The sequence below is a fragment of the Mesorhizobium jarvisii genome (assembly GCF_003601985.1).
GTDB lineage: Bacteria > Pseudomonadota > Alphaproteobacteria > Rhizobiales > Rhizobiaceae > Mesorhizobium > Mesorhizobium jarvisii.
Genome location: NZ_QZXA01000011.1, coordinates 133,150 through 148,100 on the forward strand (window position 1 = coordinate 133,150; position 14,951 = coordinate 148,100).

Sequence of the window (14,951 nt, forward strand, 5' to 3'; positions counted from 1 at the left end):
AATCTTCGAAAAAACACCGGGATAACCGGGCCAACCAGAAAGGTCGGGGAATGAAATACGTCGTCGATACGATCGGCGGTCCCGCAGGTGGTGATGCCTGGCAAGCCGCTGTTACCGAAGCCTATTTTCCGCTCGACACCGAGTATCGGAACCGTCGCGAATTTTCAGGTACGCTGGAAACCTTCTCCCTCGGGCTCGTCAGCGTGTCTAAAATGCGCTGCGATGCCGTAAGCTATCGTCGCCATCGCCGCCACTTCCTCAACGAGCGTGACGCCAGCCTGCTCATCACCATCCCGGAGATGTCGGAGGTGAATTTCTCGCAAGGGTCGAGAACCGTCAATTGCGGTCCGGGGGGCTTCCTCGTTGAAAGGGGAGATGCGCCTTACGAATTCTGGCATGGCAAGCCAAACGCGCTGTGGGTCCTGAAGGTGCCGTCATCGAGTGTTCGGGCGCGGATCGGATCCGCCGAACGGCTCAGTGCGCTCAGTTTCGATGCGACCCAAGGCATCGCCGCGCTCTTCCTCGACACGGTGCGCACCACGATCGGCCATGTCGATGAGATCACTGAAGCCGCTCGTGAGATGATGGGCAGGCACATCCTGGAAATGCTGTGCCTGTCGATCGTGAGCGACGATCGCGTGCTGGACAGCAGCATCTCGTCGATCCGGGCCGGACATTTGCATCGCGCCGAGCAGTATATTCGTGACAACCTGAAGAATTTCGGCCTCGGCCCGCAGGCGGTGGCTGATGCCTGCGGCATCTCCCTGCGTTACCTGCAGGTTCTTTTTCAGGACAGCAACCAGTCGATCAACGGCTTCATCCGCGACGCCCGGCTTGAACTTTGCGCCGAGGAGCTGATGTCGGTGACCAACACCAGCAGCGTTGCCGAGATCGCTTACCGCTGGGGTTTCGCTGACCAGTCTCAGTTCTGCAAGCACTACCGGACGCGGTTCGGCTGCGCACCGACCGATACCCGTCGCGAAGCGGCGAACCGGGCAGGCCGCCCTTCGGCCTCGAGAGCGCGCCACTAGACCCGACGAATCCGGGCCATTCCACCATTTATTGCAACGTCGCCCCGGCGAGGGGCGGCGAAGGCGGGGCTTTGCCCGCAAAGACCTTGCGAAGGAACTGTCATGAGCCGAATTAGAGTTGCCGTCGATGTCGGAGGGACCTTCACTGACATCTGCATCATGGACGAAGACAGCGGCGCGATCCGCATCGAAAAGACCGCCTCCACGCCTGACGATCCCATGCAAGCCATCATGAATGGCGTGGACCAGGGCCGCATCGATCTTTCGCAGGTGACGATGTTTTCTCACGGTACGACGGTCGCCACCAATGCGTTGATCACCCGCCGCCTGCCACGCACCGCAATGGTCTGCACCGAGGGTTTCCGTGACGTTGTCGAGATCCGTCGCGCCAACAAGGAAGATCTCTGGGACACCTATAAAGATGTCGCCAAGCCCTATATCCCGCGCCGCGACCGCCTGACCGTCCGGGAACGAGTCCGTGCCGAGGGCGCGATCCTGGAAGCGCTGGACGAAGAGGCTGCGCGCCGTGCCGCCGACATTCTCAAGAAACGGCAGGTCAAGTCCATCGCCGTCTGCTTCATGAACTCCTATGTCAACGGCGCCAACGAGCGCCGCATGCGTGAGATCCTGAAGGAGGCAATGCCGGATGTGCCGGTCTCGATCTCCTCGGAAGTCATGCCGGAAATCTTCGAGCACGAACGTTTTTCCACCACCATGGCGAACGCCGTCTGCGCTCCCGTCGTCGTCGATTACGTGTCCCGTCTTGGAGAAAAACTTGCCGCGGCCGGATACAAGCGAGATCTTCTGTTGCTGCACAGCGGTGGCGGCGTCATGACACCCGCGAGCGTCAAGGATTTTTCAGCCCGGCTCGCAGGATCTGGCATCGCTGCCGGCGCGATCGCAAGCCGTTTCATCGGAAATCTCTGTGGCTTCCCGAACTCGATCGGCTTCGACATGGGCGGCACCAGCACCGACGTCTCGCTCGCATGGAACGGGGAGTCGCGCATCACAAAAGACTGGTACATTGAATTCGGATATCCGATCCGCTTTCCTTCCATCGAAGTGCTGACCATCGGTGCGGGCGGCGGGTCGCTGGCATGGCAGGACGAAGGCGGCAGCTTGCGCAACGGACCGCAGTCCGCCGGCGCCTTTCCAGGTCCGGCCTGCTACAAGAATGGCAACCGCACCGCCACCAACACCGATGCCAATGTCGTGCTCGGCCGTCTCGGAACCAGCCTTGCAGGCGGCAAGATCACTCTCGACCCCGCTCTGGCCGCCCAGGCGGTGCAGGAGACGGTGGCGGCACCCTTCGGCATGGAACTCCATCAAGCGGCCGAGGCGATCATCGCCGTCGCCAACGCCAACATGGGCAACGCCGTCCGGCTTCTTTCCATCAGCCGAGGCTATGACCCGCGCGATTTTGCACTCGTCGCATTCGGCGGTGCGGGCGCTTTGCACGGAGCGGCCGTGGCCAAGGAGCTTTCGATTCCAACCGTGATCGTACCGCCCAATCCCGGCGTCACCTCCGCGCTCGGTTGCCTTCTCGTCGACGTGCAGCACGATTTCTCCGAAAGCTTCATGGCCGATGCTTCGACTGTCTCGCCCGCCGAGATGCAGACGGCGTTTGTTCTCATGGAAAAACAGGCTGTCGAACGCCTGGCCCATGAGGGCGTGGCGCAGGAAGACATGGCGCTGCAGCGCACGGTCGAGATGATGTACCAGGGCCAGTGGCGCTCACTTGCGGTGTCGGCACCGGCGCGGATCGAGAGCATCTGCTCGCTGATCGAGGCGTTCCACAACGAGCACGAACGAGAGTTCAACTACCGCCGCGAAGAGGCGCCGGTGTCGATCTTCCGCATCGCGGTCAAGGCGATCGGCATCGTTCCGAAAGCCGAGATACCGTGGCACGAAGTAGTGCCTCATGTGCCCGAGCCCCTCGGCCGCCGCGGCGTCTGGTTCGACGGCGTATCTCACGATGCAGCCGTGTATGAACGTGATCAGCTCAGCGCCGGTGCTGCTTTCACAGGGCCTGCCATTGTCGAACAGTTCGATTCCACCACCGTGGTTCCGCCGGGAATGAGCGCGACCGTCGATGGCTTCCTGAACATTCTCATCGTGACGAAAGGCTGAGACATGACAAAGCTGATTGAAACGAACCCTGGCCTCGATCCGGTAACCTTCGAGGTGCTGAAGAACTCATTCATCACCACGGTCGACCAGATGGCCGAACAGATGCTTCGCACCTGCTATTCCTTCGTCATCTACAACCGGGACTTTTCAAACGCTCTGCACGACGCCGATGGCAACTCCGTCGCCCAGGGCAATTACGATATCGCGGTCCATGTCGGCACACTGCACAACACATGCAAGGAGGTGATCCGGGTCTTTGAAGGCGATATGGCACCCGGTGACGTCTACGCAATCAATGATCCTTATGCTGGCGGTACGCATTTCAGCGATGTTCGGCTCGTCCGTCCGATCTTCGACGAAGACAAACTGATCGGCTTCTCCCAGTCGAACGGCCACTGGTCGGACCTCGGCGGCTCCGTGCCGGGTTCCTTCGACGTCACCGCCCGCGACATGTTCCGCGAAGGCCTGCGGATCACGCCATTGCGCCTTTTCCAGCGCGGCCGCTTCTGCTCCGACGTCGCCAACATGATCGCGGCCAACACACGCGATCCGGCATCGATCATTGGCGACATCCATTCCCAGGCGCAGGCGACGCAGGCGGCCGAGCGAGAACTGTTGCGGCTGGTCAAGAAGTACGGGCGACGCCAGGTCATGCGCGGTATGGAGGAGGTTCAGGACTACGTCGAACGCGCCGTGAGAAAGCGTCTCGCGGAGCTGCCCGACGGCACCTGGGAGACGGTCGACTACATCGATCGCGATCTCGGCGCTGGCGAGGGAATGATCCCGATCCGCATCAAGATGACGATCAAGGGCGACACGATCCACTACGATTTTACGGGAAGCCATTCGACCATCGCCTCGATGTACAATTCCGCGCCGGGCGCGACCTTCTCGGCCGTGGTCGCCGGTATGAAGACCTTCTTCCCAGACCTTCCACTCAACAGCGGGTTTTACCGGATGATCGAGGTGACCGCGCCGAAGAACAGCATCGTCAGCGCGGAATGGCCGGTGGCGGTGACCGGGTTCCTCATGCCATTCGAAAAGATCATGAACGCGATCTTCGAGATGTGGTCGAAGATCATGCCCCAACGCGCCATCGCCTGCGCCTTCAACCTCGAATATCTGCTGGCCGGGGGGCGGGACGCACGCAAACCCGAAAAGCCGATCTTCATGTTCTACGAATGGCTGCCTGGCGGCTGGGGCGGGCGCAACGGCAAGGATGGCGCCGATGTCACCACCGCCTGCTTCGGAACGGGCCTGATGTCGCAACCGAACGAAGGCAACGAGCGGGTGAATCCCACTCGAACGATCGAGTTCCAGATCAAGCAGGATTCAGCCGGTCCCGGCAAATGGCGCGGTGGCGTCGGCGTGCAGAAGACCTCGTTGTTGCTCGACGCCGAAAATGCCGTCATGTCCTATATTTGCGACCGCGAACGCGCCGTCGTCTGGGGCGTCGAAGGGGGGCTGCCCTCGATGCCCCACGGCTTGACCATGAAGCGCGCCGGAGAAGAGACCGAGATCTGGCTCGGCTCCGTGTTCTCAGATTACTCCGTCCACACAGGCGACCAGTTCGCGCGTCCGACGGCCGGCGGCGGTGGTTTCGGCGATCCACTGGAGCGCGAGCCTCGCAAGGTGATGGAGGACGTGATCGACGACTACGTTTCCCTGGAGCGTGCCAGGACCGACTACGGTGTGGTGATCCGCGAAATCGACCGCGACCTGTGCCAATACGAAATCGACGAGACGGCGACCGAAGCCTGCCGCGCCGACATCCGAGCGAAACGGAAGGATAGGGCACGCATGGATCCCGAGGAGGTCGCGCGCAAATACCGCTCGGGCGAGATCGATGCGCTCGATGCGGTTCGGCACTATGCCGTGATCCTCGATTGGGAGACTGGCGAACTGCTTCCCAAAACCACCGTCCAGTTCCGTGAAAGCTTTGAGAAACGGACCGTCGCCCACTGGGTCTGAGCGCTAACGAGCGCGCCGCAAACCTTGCGGGCGCTAGCGAGATGCCGCAGTTATCTGTTTTTTCGATACCATATTCAAAGAATTACTATTTCACAGGAGCCTGAAGCTGGAGCAACTATGTTGCAGCGTCGCGAAAGTTGGCTGCTTCCGAGGGGTAAGACAGATGGCAGCAAGCGTGGAACGATTGTTCACCGCGGCCAGCACGATTGAAGAGGCATTGGCCGCACGCCGGCAAGGCGCGACGGTGCTTGCCGGCGGCACCTGGATGATGCGTGACCCGCGGCGCGGGGTCGACCTTCCCGAGGCGGTGGTCGCACTCCACCGAATACCGGCCTTGTCCAAGGTCGAAATCGAGCCCGACCATATCGTGATCGGCGCGGCTGTTACCCACACGGTGCTTGGCCGCGCGCTGCGTGCGGTAGCGGGCTTCGAAGGTCTGGTTGCCGCGGCCGAGGGTGCGGCCAATCCCGGCATCCGAAGGGTCGCCACCGTGGGCGGCAACCTCTGTGCCCTCGGCTTTGCCGCCGCCGATCTCGCCCCTGCGCTTCTCGCCTGTGAGGCGACGGTGGAGTTGCAGACGTTCGAAGGCTCAAGACTCCTCGGTATTTCGGATTTCCTCAAAGACAGGCCTGCGCTGCTGACCGAAGCGATGGTGACGAGAATTCATCTGCGCCGCGACTTGATCGCAAGTGCTCACATCCGCCTGCCGCTCCGGCAAGCCGGCGACTATCCGGTCGCTATCGTCTCCTTCGCGGTGGACAAAGACAAGCGATGTCGCATCGCCGTCGGCTCGGTGGAGCCGGTAGCGCGGCGCTGGACGGCGCTCGAACAGGCGATGGCGGCTGGCCCGGCGCCCGCGCTCGATCCGAAGCGCGCCGCCGAGCTTGCACTGGAACACAATGATTTTCAGGGCCGCGACGGCAAGGAAGCGGAGGGTTGGTACCGGCGCCAGGTTCTTCCGACACTGGTCAGGCGCGCTGTTGCCGCACTTCTCAAGACCGAGGGCCTGGCATGGTTGTGACATTCCAGCTGAATGGCGAGGACTGCCGCTTTGATGGAGATCCGATGACGCCGCTCGTCGACATCCTGAGACAGGAACGGTTCCTGACGGGGACCAAGGCTGTGTGCCGCGAAGGCTTTTGCGGCGCGTGCACGGTGCATGTCGACGACGAAGCGGTGCCGTCCTGCTTGAAGCCGGTTGGACTCGTCCAGGGATGCGCGGTGACGACCATCGAGGGATTGAGTTCGGGAAACCAGGTGCTGCACCCGCTCCAGGCCAATTTCGAGGCGGCCGATGCCGTGCAATGCGGCATGTGTTTCCCGGGAATGGTCATGAGCCTTTCGGCGTTCGTGCGTGACAATCCGCATGCGAGCCGCCCCGAAATCAAGGCCGCGATGGTCGGCAACATATGCCGCTGCACGGGATATGAGCGGATCGTCGACGCCGTGGCCGACTGCCTCGACCAGGCGCGAAAGGCCGGCCAGTTGGTGGGAGGCATCCATGTCTGAGCTGGCGGCCACGGTGATGAATCTTCCGCGCCGCGATGCACAGGACAAGCTGCGAGGGCGGACGAAATACACCAACGACCGGACTCGCCCCGACATGTTGCATGCCGTGCTGCTGCGGTCGACCGTTCCCGCGGGGCGTATCCGCAAGCTCGACGTTTCGGCGGCGCTTCGCTGTCCTGGCGTGCGCGCGGTGGCGACCGGCGCCGATGCGCCAGGGCTCTACGGCATCGGCATTGCCGACCATCCGCTCCTGGCCATCGACACGATCCGCTATCACGGCGAGCCAATCGCCGTCATCGCCGCCGAGACGGAGAAGCAGGCGCGGGCGGCACTTGCCGCCATCGTGCTGGAAGTCGAACCGCTGGCACCGGTGTTTACCATGGCCGAGGCGCTCCAGCCCGCCGCCCGTCTCGTCCACGAGGGCTGGCGCGGCTATGAGGTGATCACGGAAGGCGGTGCACGTTCAGGCAACATCGCATGGGAGGCAAAATCCAGTCGCGGCGACGTCGACGCTGCCTTCGCCCGTCCCGATATACGCATTGTCGAAAGCAGTTTCACCGTCGGCCGGCAGAGCCATGTGCCCTTCGAGCCGCGTGTTGCCATTGGCTCCTGGGAGGACGGCCGTGCTCACATCCAGACCTCGACACAGGTGCCTTGGACAGTGCGCAACGTCACCGGAAGGGTCATGCAGCTTCCGCCCGGGCGTGTGCGGGTCACCGTACCGCCTGTCGGTGGCGGATTCGGCCTGAAATTCGATGCGTCCATCGAGCCGATCACGGCACTTCTGGCGCGGATGACCGGGCGCACCGTGGTGCTGGAAAATACCCGGCAGGAAGAGATGGCAACCTGCCTCTGCCGTGAGAATGCGGAAATCCGCATTCGGTCCGCTGTCACCGCCGAAGGATACATCGCCGGGCGCGAGGCGGTCGTGCTGATGGACTGCGGTGCGTATGGAGGCGAGCAGGTTTTCTTGACGACGATGACGGCGCACACGCTGGGCGGCAATTACAGGGTTGGCGCAACGCGGCTCGTCAGCCGCGCCGTATACACCAACACACCACCCAACGGCGCGTTCCGAGCCTGCAACGGCGTCTACAACACCTTCGCGTTGGAGCGACATACCGACGAAATCTGCGAGGCGCTGGGCTTCGACCCGATGGCGTTTCGGAAGAAGAATGTCCTGGGAGATGGCGATCTCGGTGCCACCGGCCAGGTTTTCGAGGCCGACGTGCTGGGTCCGATGCTCGATCGCATGGAGACGTTGCGCGCCAGCACCGGCACATCGCAAGCCAAGGCCGACGGCAGGCTCTATGGAATTGCGACCACGGTCGGCACATGGTTCGTTTTCGTCGGACCCTCGGCGGCGACGGTGAATTTGAACGCCGACGGCAGCGCAACGCTGGTCACGTCGGGTGTGGAGATCGGATCGGGCACGATGGTGCAATCCTTGCCACAGATCGTGGCTGGGCAGCTTGGCCTCGCTCCCGACCAGGTGATCGTGCGCGAAGCCGATACGGATGCCGCCGGTCTCGATGTCGGCGTTGGCGGGGGACGAACCACTGTATCCATCGGCGCGGCCAGCGTGGCCGCCTGCGCGGAAGTGCGTGAGAAGTTGCTGCGGACCGCCGGCGAGATGCTCCAGACCCGACAGGAAGACTTGGTGCTGCGCGAGGGGCGTGTGGAGATCACGGGACGTCCCGGTTCCGGAATGTCGATCCCCGCTATCGTCGCCCATGCGCAGGCCACCACCGGCCCGATCACAGGAAGCGGAGCCTTTACCGCCAGGAACGCCCCGGCAATGTCCGGCTGCGCCATGGGGCATTTCATCGACGCTCTCGACATCCCCGTCTTCGTTGTTCACGAGGCCGAGGTGGCGGTTGATGCGGACACCGGTCATGTCGAGGTGCTCGCCTATCGCGTGGTGCAGGATGTCGGCCGCGCGCTTAACCCGCGCGCCATCCTGGGCCAGATACAAGGCGGCGTGGTGCAGGGGCTGGGTTATGCGTTGCATGAGGAGGTGACGATCACCGCCGACGGACGCATCGCGCAGGACGATTTCGAGACCTATCGCCTGCCGCTGGCACAGGACGTGGTTGCGGTCGCCGCCGACCTCTACGAGGGCGCACCGTCGATGGGCCCGCTCGGCACCAAGGGCGCCGGCGAGGTGCCAATCCTGGCCGTTGGCGCAGCGATCGGCTGCGCAGTGGCACGTGCCATCGGCAAGCCGGTGCGGCAGCTGCCACTGACGCCTCCGCGCGTGCTTCGACTGCTGCACGAGCGCGAACCGCCGCCGGATTTCCCGCACATCGCCCCCGGCTGGGCGTCGAACACCCTGGGCTGAGGCAAGCAAACCATGGTCACCCTGAACTGCGACATGGGGGAAAGCTACGGCAACTGGCGTTTCGGCGACGATGCCGGCATCATGCCTCATATCGATTGCGCCAATATCGCCTGCGGCTTCCACGCCTCCGATCCGTGGACGATGCTGAAGACCGTGCGGCTAGCGCTCTCGCATGGCAAGCAGGTCGGCGCGCATCCTTCCCTTCCCGATCGCGAGGGGTTCGGTCGGCGGGAAATGAAACTTCAGCCAGAGGAACTGACAGCCGCCTTTCTCTATCAGATCGGTGCTCTGAAAGGGATACTGGCCGCCGAGGGCGGGCGGCTCAGCCACGTCAAGCCGCACGGCATTATCTACGGCATGGCCGCGCACGACATGGACACCGCCCGGGCAATCGCCGCGGCGGTCAAGCCGTTCGGCGTCCCGCTCTTCGGCATGGCGGGAACCTGTCACGAGACGGCGGCAGTTGAACTTGGCGTTGCCTTCGTGGGCGAGTTCTTTCCCGATCTTACCTACGCTCCCGGCGGCAGCCTGATCATCCCGCGCGTACAGTCGGCTATCGACCTGACACTTGCCGAGCACCGCATGATGGGGGCGCTTACCCGACGCGAACTCGTCGCGGTAGACGGTACGGTCCGCCCGGTCGACTTCGACACCGTCTGCATCCACTCCGATCCGCCGAATGCGCGCGACGTCGCCGCGCTGATGCGGCGGATCATCGACACGCATTCCAAAAGCCTGCCATGATTCATTCTTCCGTATCGTGAAGGCTCCGCGCATGGGATCGAAAACTATCTCGAACTCACAACCCCGAACCACTTCCCCAAGCCGCTGAGGACTTCCATGGACGCGCTTTCCAACTCTCTCGCCGCCGCCGACATCGGCGCCACCATGCATCCCTACACCAACCTGCGTCAGCACGAAAAAACCGGGCCGCTGATCATCAGCCGCGGCGACGGCATCCGCGTGTATGACGAGCGCGGCAAGGAATATATCGAAGGGCTCGCCGGGCTATGGTCGGTGGCCGTCGGCTTTTCGGAAAAGCGGTTGGCCGACGCCGCCTATCAGCAGATGCTGAAGCTGCCCTACTATCACACCTTCTCCTCCAAGGCGCATGAGCCGTCCATCCGGCTCGCGGAGAAACTCGTGGAGATGACGCCGCAAAACCTGACGCGTGTCTTCTTCACGTCGTCGGGCTCGGAAGCCAACGACACCATCGTCAAGATGGTGTGGTTCATGAACAATGCGCTCGGCCGACCCAAGAAGAAGAAATTCCTGGCGCGGACCAAGGGTTATCACGGCATCACAGTCGCCTCCGGCAGCCTGACGGGCCTGCCGATCAACCATCGCGACTTCGACCTGCCGGCGATTCCCGTTCGTCACCTGACCTGCCCGCACTTCTATCGTTTCGGCATGGAAGGCGAAGACGAAGCCGCCTTCACGGCGCGCCTGCTCGCCGAACTGGAGGCGGTGATCGCGGAAGAAGGGGCTGATACGATCGCGGCCTTCATAGGGGAGCCGCTTATGGCAGCTGGCGGCGTTCTGCCCCCGCCGGTCGGGTATTGGGAAGGCGTGGAGAAAATCTGCCGGGCAAATGATATTATTCTGATAGCAGATGAGGTGATCTGTGGTTTCGGGCGGCTCGGCACGCCCTTTGGCTGCCAGAAATTCAGCTTCACGCCTGATATCATGACGGTCTCCAAGCAGATCACCTCCTCTTACATGCCGCTTGCCGCCGTCATTTTCTCTGAAGCGATCTATCAGGCGATTGCCGACAACACCGTGACGATCGGTAATTTCGGCCATGGCTTCTCGGCGTCGGGCCACCCGGTCGCGACAGCCGTTGCGCTGGAAAATCTCGCCATCATCGAGGAGCGCGATTTGATGGGCAATGCGGCCCGCATGGAAGCGCTCTTCCAGGCGGGCATTCGCTCGTTTGCCGATCATCCCCTTGTCGGGGAGGCTCGCGGCACCGGCCTGATCGGGGCGGTCGAGCTGGTTGCTGACAAGGCGACCAAGCGGCCTTTCGCAAAAGTAGGACGCGCGGGCGCGATAGCGTCGGTGATCGGTCACGAAGAAGGTCTCATCTTCCGCAATATCGGCGACCAGCTTGCGCTTTGCCCGCCGATGATCGTGACGGGAGAGGACATCGCCGAAATCATGACCCGCATGTCGAGCTCGCTGGACCGGCTGGTCGGCGCGGTGGCGAAGGAAGGGCTGGAATGATCGGCGATGCGGACCAGACCGGCATGACCGGAGGCGATCTTTCGTTGCAGCGATCCGCGCTTCTAGGCCGGTTCATGGCGGCGTGGAACGCCCATGACCTCGACGGCTTGATGGCCTGCATGGCGGAGGATTGCGCCTTCCATGCTTCGGCTGGACCCGACCCCAACGGTCGCCGTCACACTGGGCGGGAGGCCGTGCGGGCAGCCTATGCCGCTATCTTCTCAACCTTTTCGGACGCTGCCTGGTCAAATGACAACCATGTGGTCAGCGGAGATACCGGACTGTCTTCGTGGCGCTTCACGGGAACAACGGCCGCGGGAGACAAGATCGAGGTCGATGGCTGCGACATCTTCGTTTTTTCAGGCGCGCGAATTGCGCTCAAGGATTCCTATCGCAAGGCCCGGACATAAAAGTTCGCATGTCATGGACTGATAGGTTGAACCCGGCCCACATCGTGCGGGCCGGGTTCTTTGCTTGGGAAGGACGGCCGGACCAAGCCGGCGCCACGACTACTTCAAGAGCGCGTCAAGCGGGATCGGTTCGGAGATCGTCCAACTGTCGATGATCGCTGGCTTGCCCTTCTCGGTGTCGGCGACCAGGTATTTGGTCTGGTTCTGGTGGTGCAGTTCGGAGGTGAAAGTGCGCGAACCGAAGAGGGTCGGCTCGTTCTTCATTTTTTCGAGTTCCGCGACAACGGCATCGGCATCGATGCTCTTGGCGCGCTCGACGGCCTTTGCCCAGACGTCGATCATGACATAGCCTGGATAGACATACATGGAAGATGGGTCGCCGCCGGTCTTGGCCTTGTAGGCTGCGTTGAACTTGGTGACTTCCGGGTTCGGGTCGTCGCCATAGATGGAACCCTGAACCGGAACGTAGAAGTTGGAAAGGTCAGGTACCGCCGACAGCCAGTAGCTGCCGTCCATGCCGGAGCCGTTGAGGATCATCGAATTGATGCCAGCGGCACGGATTTGTTTTATCGCCGAAACGCCGCCCGGCATCATGGTGCAAAGCATGATCGCATCGGGTTCTTTTGGCAGGGCCTTGATGCGGCTGATCTGGGCAGCGATTGAAGGGTCGTCATTCTTGAAGGTGTCTTGACCCAGAAGTTTGGCGCCCTTGGCCTCCAGCTTCGGCATCATCCAGTCGAAGCCGTCGCAGATGCCCTTGTTGTATTCCGTCCAGCTGTCGAGCAGGCGATAGAAGGTCTTGGCCTCCTTCTTGTTGTATGCCCATTCGGCCATCGTCGCTCCTTGCACGGCCGCCAGCACCGACGCCGAGAAGCTGTGCGGGCCTACGCCCTGGATGCCCGCCTTTACGGATTCAGCACAGAGGAAGAAGGAAACCTTGCCAGCCGCCTCGGCGGCAAGCGCCGCTGGCGAACCGAAGTCGTAGTCGCAGGAAACGACGACGAGGTCAGCGCCCTGGTCGAGAACGGAAAGACCGGCCTTTGCGCCTTCTGCACGGTCGGACTTGGTGTCGGCTTTCACGACTTCAATTTTCTTCCCAAGAAGACCGCCGGCGGCATTGATTTCGTCGATGCGGATCAGCGCGGCATCGGTGGCGGGCTTGTCGTAAGCCTCCATGAAGCCCGATTCCGCCGTGGCGAAACCGACGACGATCTTGCTGTCGTCCGCCAAGGCTGGAAAGGCAGCTGTTGCGGTGAAGAGCATCGTCATTGTCGTTATTTTCAGTTTGTTTATCATAGACTTCTCCTTTCAGGGTTGCGGCGGCTTACAATCCGCCGGTCAGTCACCGCGGTTGCGGGTTAAAGAGATCTCGCGATTGCCGAAGACGCCTGCCGGACGAAGCGCCAGAATGATGATCATGATGATGCCCAGGGCGATCTCCTGAAGGCCTTTCGGTATGGCGAACGCGACGTCGCCAATGGAAACCCCGGCTTCCAGCCAGCGCAGGGTCTGAATGAGGGCCGACAGGAACACGACACCGATCACGCCGCCCGAAAGGCTGCCCATGCCGCCAACGACGAGCATGGCGATGGTGATGAAGGTGAGACCGAGATAGAAGGTGTCGGGCGTCACAACCCCGATGGAGTGAGCCATCAAGGCGCCGCCGAGACCCATTATGGCACCGGAGATCACGAAGGCGACAAGCCGCTCCCTGGGAATATCGATGCCGGAGGCTGCCGCGGCCGTCGGTTCGTCGCGGGCGGCACGCAGTGCCAGGCCGGAACGCGAAATTGCATGTGCCCAGGCAATGAAGATCGAGAGGATGGCGGCGATCAGATAGGGCCAGATCGAACGGATGATCGGGATCCCGACGACCGACGATGTCCCGCCGGTAACGGTTTCCCAGTTGGAGTAGATGGTGTTGATCATCGCCAGCATGGCGAAGGTCGCGATGGAGGCGGCGATGCCCGACAGCCGCATCAGGATCCGTCCGAAGATCAGCGCCGCCAACCCCGCAAAGATCGCGGCAATGATGGCCGCCTCCCAATAGGGCATCTGGGCTTTTATCAGCCAGCCGGGAAGACCGGAAAAGGCCATCTTCTTCATGATGGGATTGATCGTCAGCCATGCCGCCACATAGGCGCCGAGGCAGGTGAAGCCGATATGCCCGAAGCTCAGCACGCCCGAATTTCCAATAAATACATAAAGGCCGACGACGAGGATGACCCGGAGGAAGACGTCAATGATCACCTGATTGAACGGTCTCGATCCGGTCATCATCGTCAGGAGTGCGATGGCGATCATCAACAGCGACAGCAGGATCGGCGTGATGATGGTACGACGCGCCAGCACGAAGGGCCGGGGGGTTTTGGCGACAATGGCGCCGGTGGTCATTTGCGGCTCGATGGCCGGGGACGCTGCGGACATGGATCAGACCCTTTCCTTTGTGCCACGCGCCGAAATCAGGCCTTGCGGACGGAAGAGCAAAACGAGGATGACCGCTCCGTAGACAAAGGCATCGCGGAAGGGCCGGGCGTCGATAGGCAGCATGACCTGCATGATCACCGACGCGGCACCGAGCAGGAAGCCCGCCAGCACGGCGCCAGCCAGGCTGCCCAAGCCGCCGATAACCGTTGCGATGAACGCCATCAGCATGATCGCAGCCCCCATCTGGATATCGGCGGTGCCGGTCTGCACCCCGAAGATCAAGGCGATGGCACCTGCCAGCGCGCCTGACAGCGCGAAGGCCCCCATGATGACCCGGTTGGCGCGGACGCCGAGCATGCGCGCCATGGAGAAATTCTCCGCCGCCGCCCGCATTTCCAGTCCGAACCGGGTCCGGCGCAGAAAGAGGGTCAGACCTATCAGGATCAACATCGTCGCGATGATGGTGATGAGCTGGAGAAGCGGCAGCCTGGCGCCGAAGATCTCGATGGGCTGGGAGAGTTCTGGGAGGAGATTGATCGACTTCGGCCGGCTCGAGAAAAGCATCAGCAGAAAATAGCGAATGACGAAACCGAGCGCGAAAGAAGCAATCATCATCGTTGCCGGGTTGGCGTTGCGGAACCGCCTGAAGACGACGATTTCGCACAGCACCGACAGCCCGGCCCCGCAGAGCAGCACGAAGGGCACCAGCAGGTACCACGGCAATTGGCCAGCGAAGACGATGGCCATGGCATCCGTCGATGGCCACAGCAGCGCGAAGACGCAGAAGGCGATGACGTCGCCATGCGCGAAGTTCACAAGCCGCATGACGCCGAAGATGAGGGCAATGCCAAGTGCCCCGAGCGCGTAGAGCGAACCAAGCGAGAGTGCGTCAAACAGGATCTGGAGCAT

General features: G+C 62.2%; 12 protein-coding genes. 9 read left to right on the forward strand and 3 right to left on the reverse strand.

Annotated elements, in window-relative coordinates:
• The first annotated feature begins 50 nt into the window (after nt 1-50).
• The 9 genes from D3242_RS26385 to D3242_RS26425 all read left to right on the forward strand — a co-directional run bounded on the left by D3242_RS26385 (nt 51) and on the right by D3242_RS26425 (nt 11,615).
• Complete coding sequence (locus D3242_RS26385; protein WP_019860215.1) at nt 51-1,031, forward strand: AraC-like ligand-binding domain-containing protein; 981 nt, start codon at nt 51-53, stop codon at nt 1,029-1,031.
• Between the two features lie 102 nt (nt 1,032-1,133).
• Nucleotides 1,134-3,161, forward strand: coding sequence for a hydantoinase/oxoprolinase family protein (locus tag D3242_RS26390; RefSeq protein ID WP_064986274.1), 2,028 nt, complete (start codon nt 1,134-1,136; stop codon nt 3,159-3,161).
• Nucleotides 3,162-3,164: 3 nt separating this feature from the next.
• A complete protein-coding gene (locus D3242_RS26395) occupies nt 3,165-5,132 on the forward strand; it encodes a hydantoinase B/oxoprolinase family protein (protein ID WP_019860212.1) in 1,968 nt (655 codons plus the stop codon).
• Between the two features lie 163 nt (nt 5,133-5,295).
• On the forward strand, nt 5,296-6,153 hold the full coding sequence (locus tag D3242_RS26400; RefSeq protein WP_019860210.1) for an FAD binding domain-containing protein: 858 nt from the start codon (nt 5,296-5,298) through the stop codon (nt 6,151-6,153).
• Nucleotides 6,144-6,641: a (2Fe-2S)-binding protein gene (locus tag D3242_RS26405; protein WP_019860208.1), complete on the forward strand. Its 498-nt coding sequence runs from the start codon at nt 6,144-6,146 to the stop codon at nt 6,639-6,641. The genes D3242_RS26400 and D3242_RS26405 overlap by 10 nt, the downstream gene beginning before the upstream one ends.
• Nucleotides 6,634-8,982, forward strand: coding sequence for a xanthine dehydrogenase family protein molybdopterin-binding subunit (locus D3242_RS26410; protein ID WP_064986276.1), 2,349 nt, complete (start codon nt 6,634-6,636; stop codon nt 8,980-8,982). The genes D3242_RS26405 and D3242_RS26410 overlap by 8 nt, the downstream gene beginning before the upstream one ends.
• 12 nt (nt 8,983-8,994) lie before the next feature.
• Nucleotides 8,995-9,726, forward strand: a complete 732-nt coding sequence (locus D3242_RS26415) for a LamB/YcsF family protein (protein WP_064986278.1) — start codon at nt 8,995-8,997, stop codon at nt 9,724-9,726.
• 96 nt (nt 9,727-9,822) lie between these two features.
• Nucleotides 9,823-11,205: an aspartate aminotransferase family protein gene (locus D3242_RS26420; protein ID WP_064986280.1), complete on the forward strand. Its 1,383-nt coding sequence runs from the start codon at nt 9,823-9,825 to the stop codon at nt 11,203-11,205.
• Nucleotides 11,202-11,615 (forward strand): nuclear transport factor 2 family protein, encoded by a 414-nt coding sequence (locus tag D3242_RS26425; RefSeq protein WP_019860203.1) that lies wholly within the window; start codon nt 11,202-11,204, stop codon nt 11,613-11,615. The genes D3242_RS26420 and D3242_RS26425 overlap by 4 nt, the downstream gene beginning before the upstream one ends.
• A gap of 99 nt (nt 11,616-11,714) precedes the next feature.
• Here D3242_RS26425 and D3242_RS26430 read toward each other — a convergent pair whose 3' ends face one another.
• Genes D3242_RS26430 through D3242_RS26440 form a run of 3 tightly spaced genes read right to left on the reverse strand, consistent with a single transcriptional unit; the run spans nt 11,715 to nt 14,951 of the window.
• On the reverse strand, nt 11,715-12,911 hold the full coding sequence (locus D3242_RS26430; RefSeq protein WP_038644746.1) for an ABC transporter substrate-binding protein: 1,197 nt from the start codon (nt 12,909-12,911) through the stop codon (nt 11,715-11,717).
• A 42-nt stretch (nt 12,912-12,953) separates the two neighbouring features.
• Complete coding sequence (locus D3242_RS26435) at nt 12,954-14,042, reverse strand: branched-chain amino acid ABC transporter permease (RefSeq protein WP_081296242.1); 1,089 nt, start codon at nt 14,040-14,042, stop codon at nt 12,954-12,956.
• 3 nt (nt 14,043-14,045) lie between these two features.
• Nucleotides 14,046-14,951 (reverse strand): branched-chain amino acid ABC transporter permease, encoded by a 906-nt coding sequence (locus D3242_RS26440; RefSeq protein ID WP_019860199.1) that lies wholly within the window; start codon nt 14,949-14,951, stop codon nt 14,046-14,048.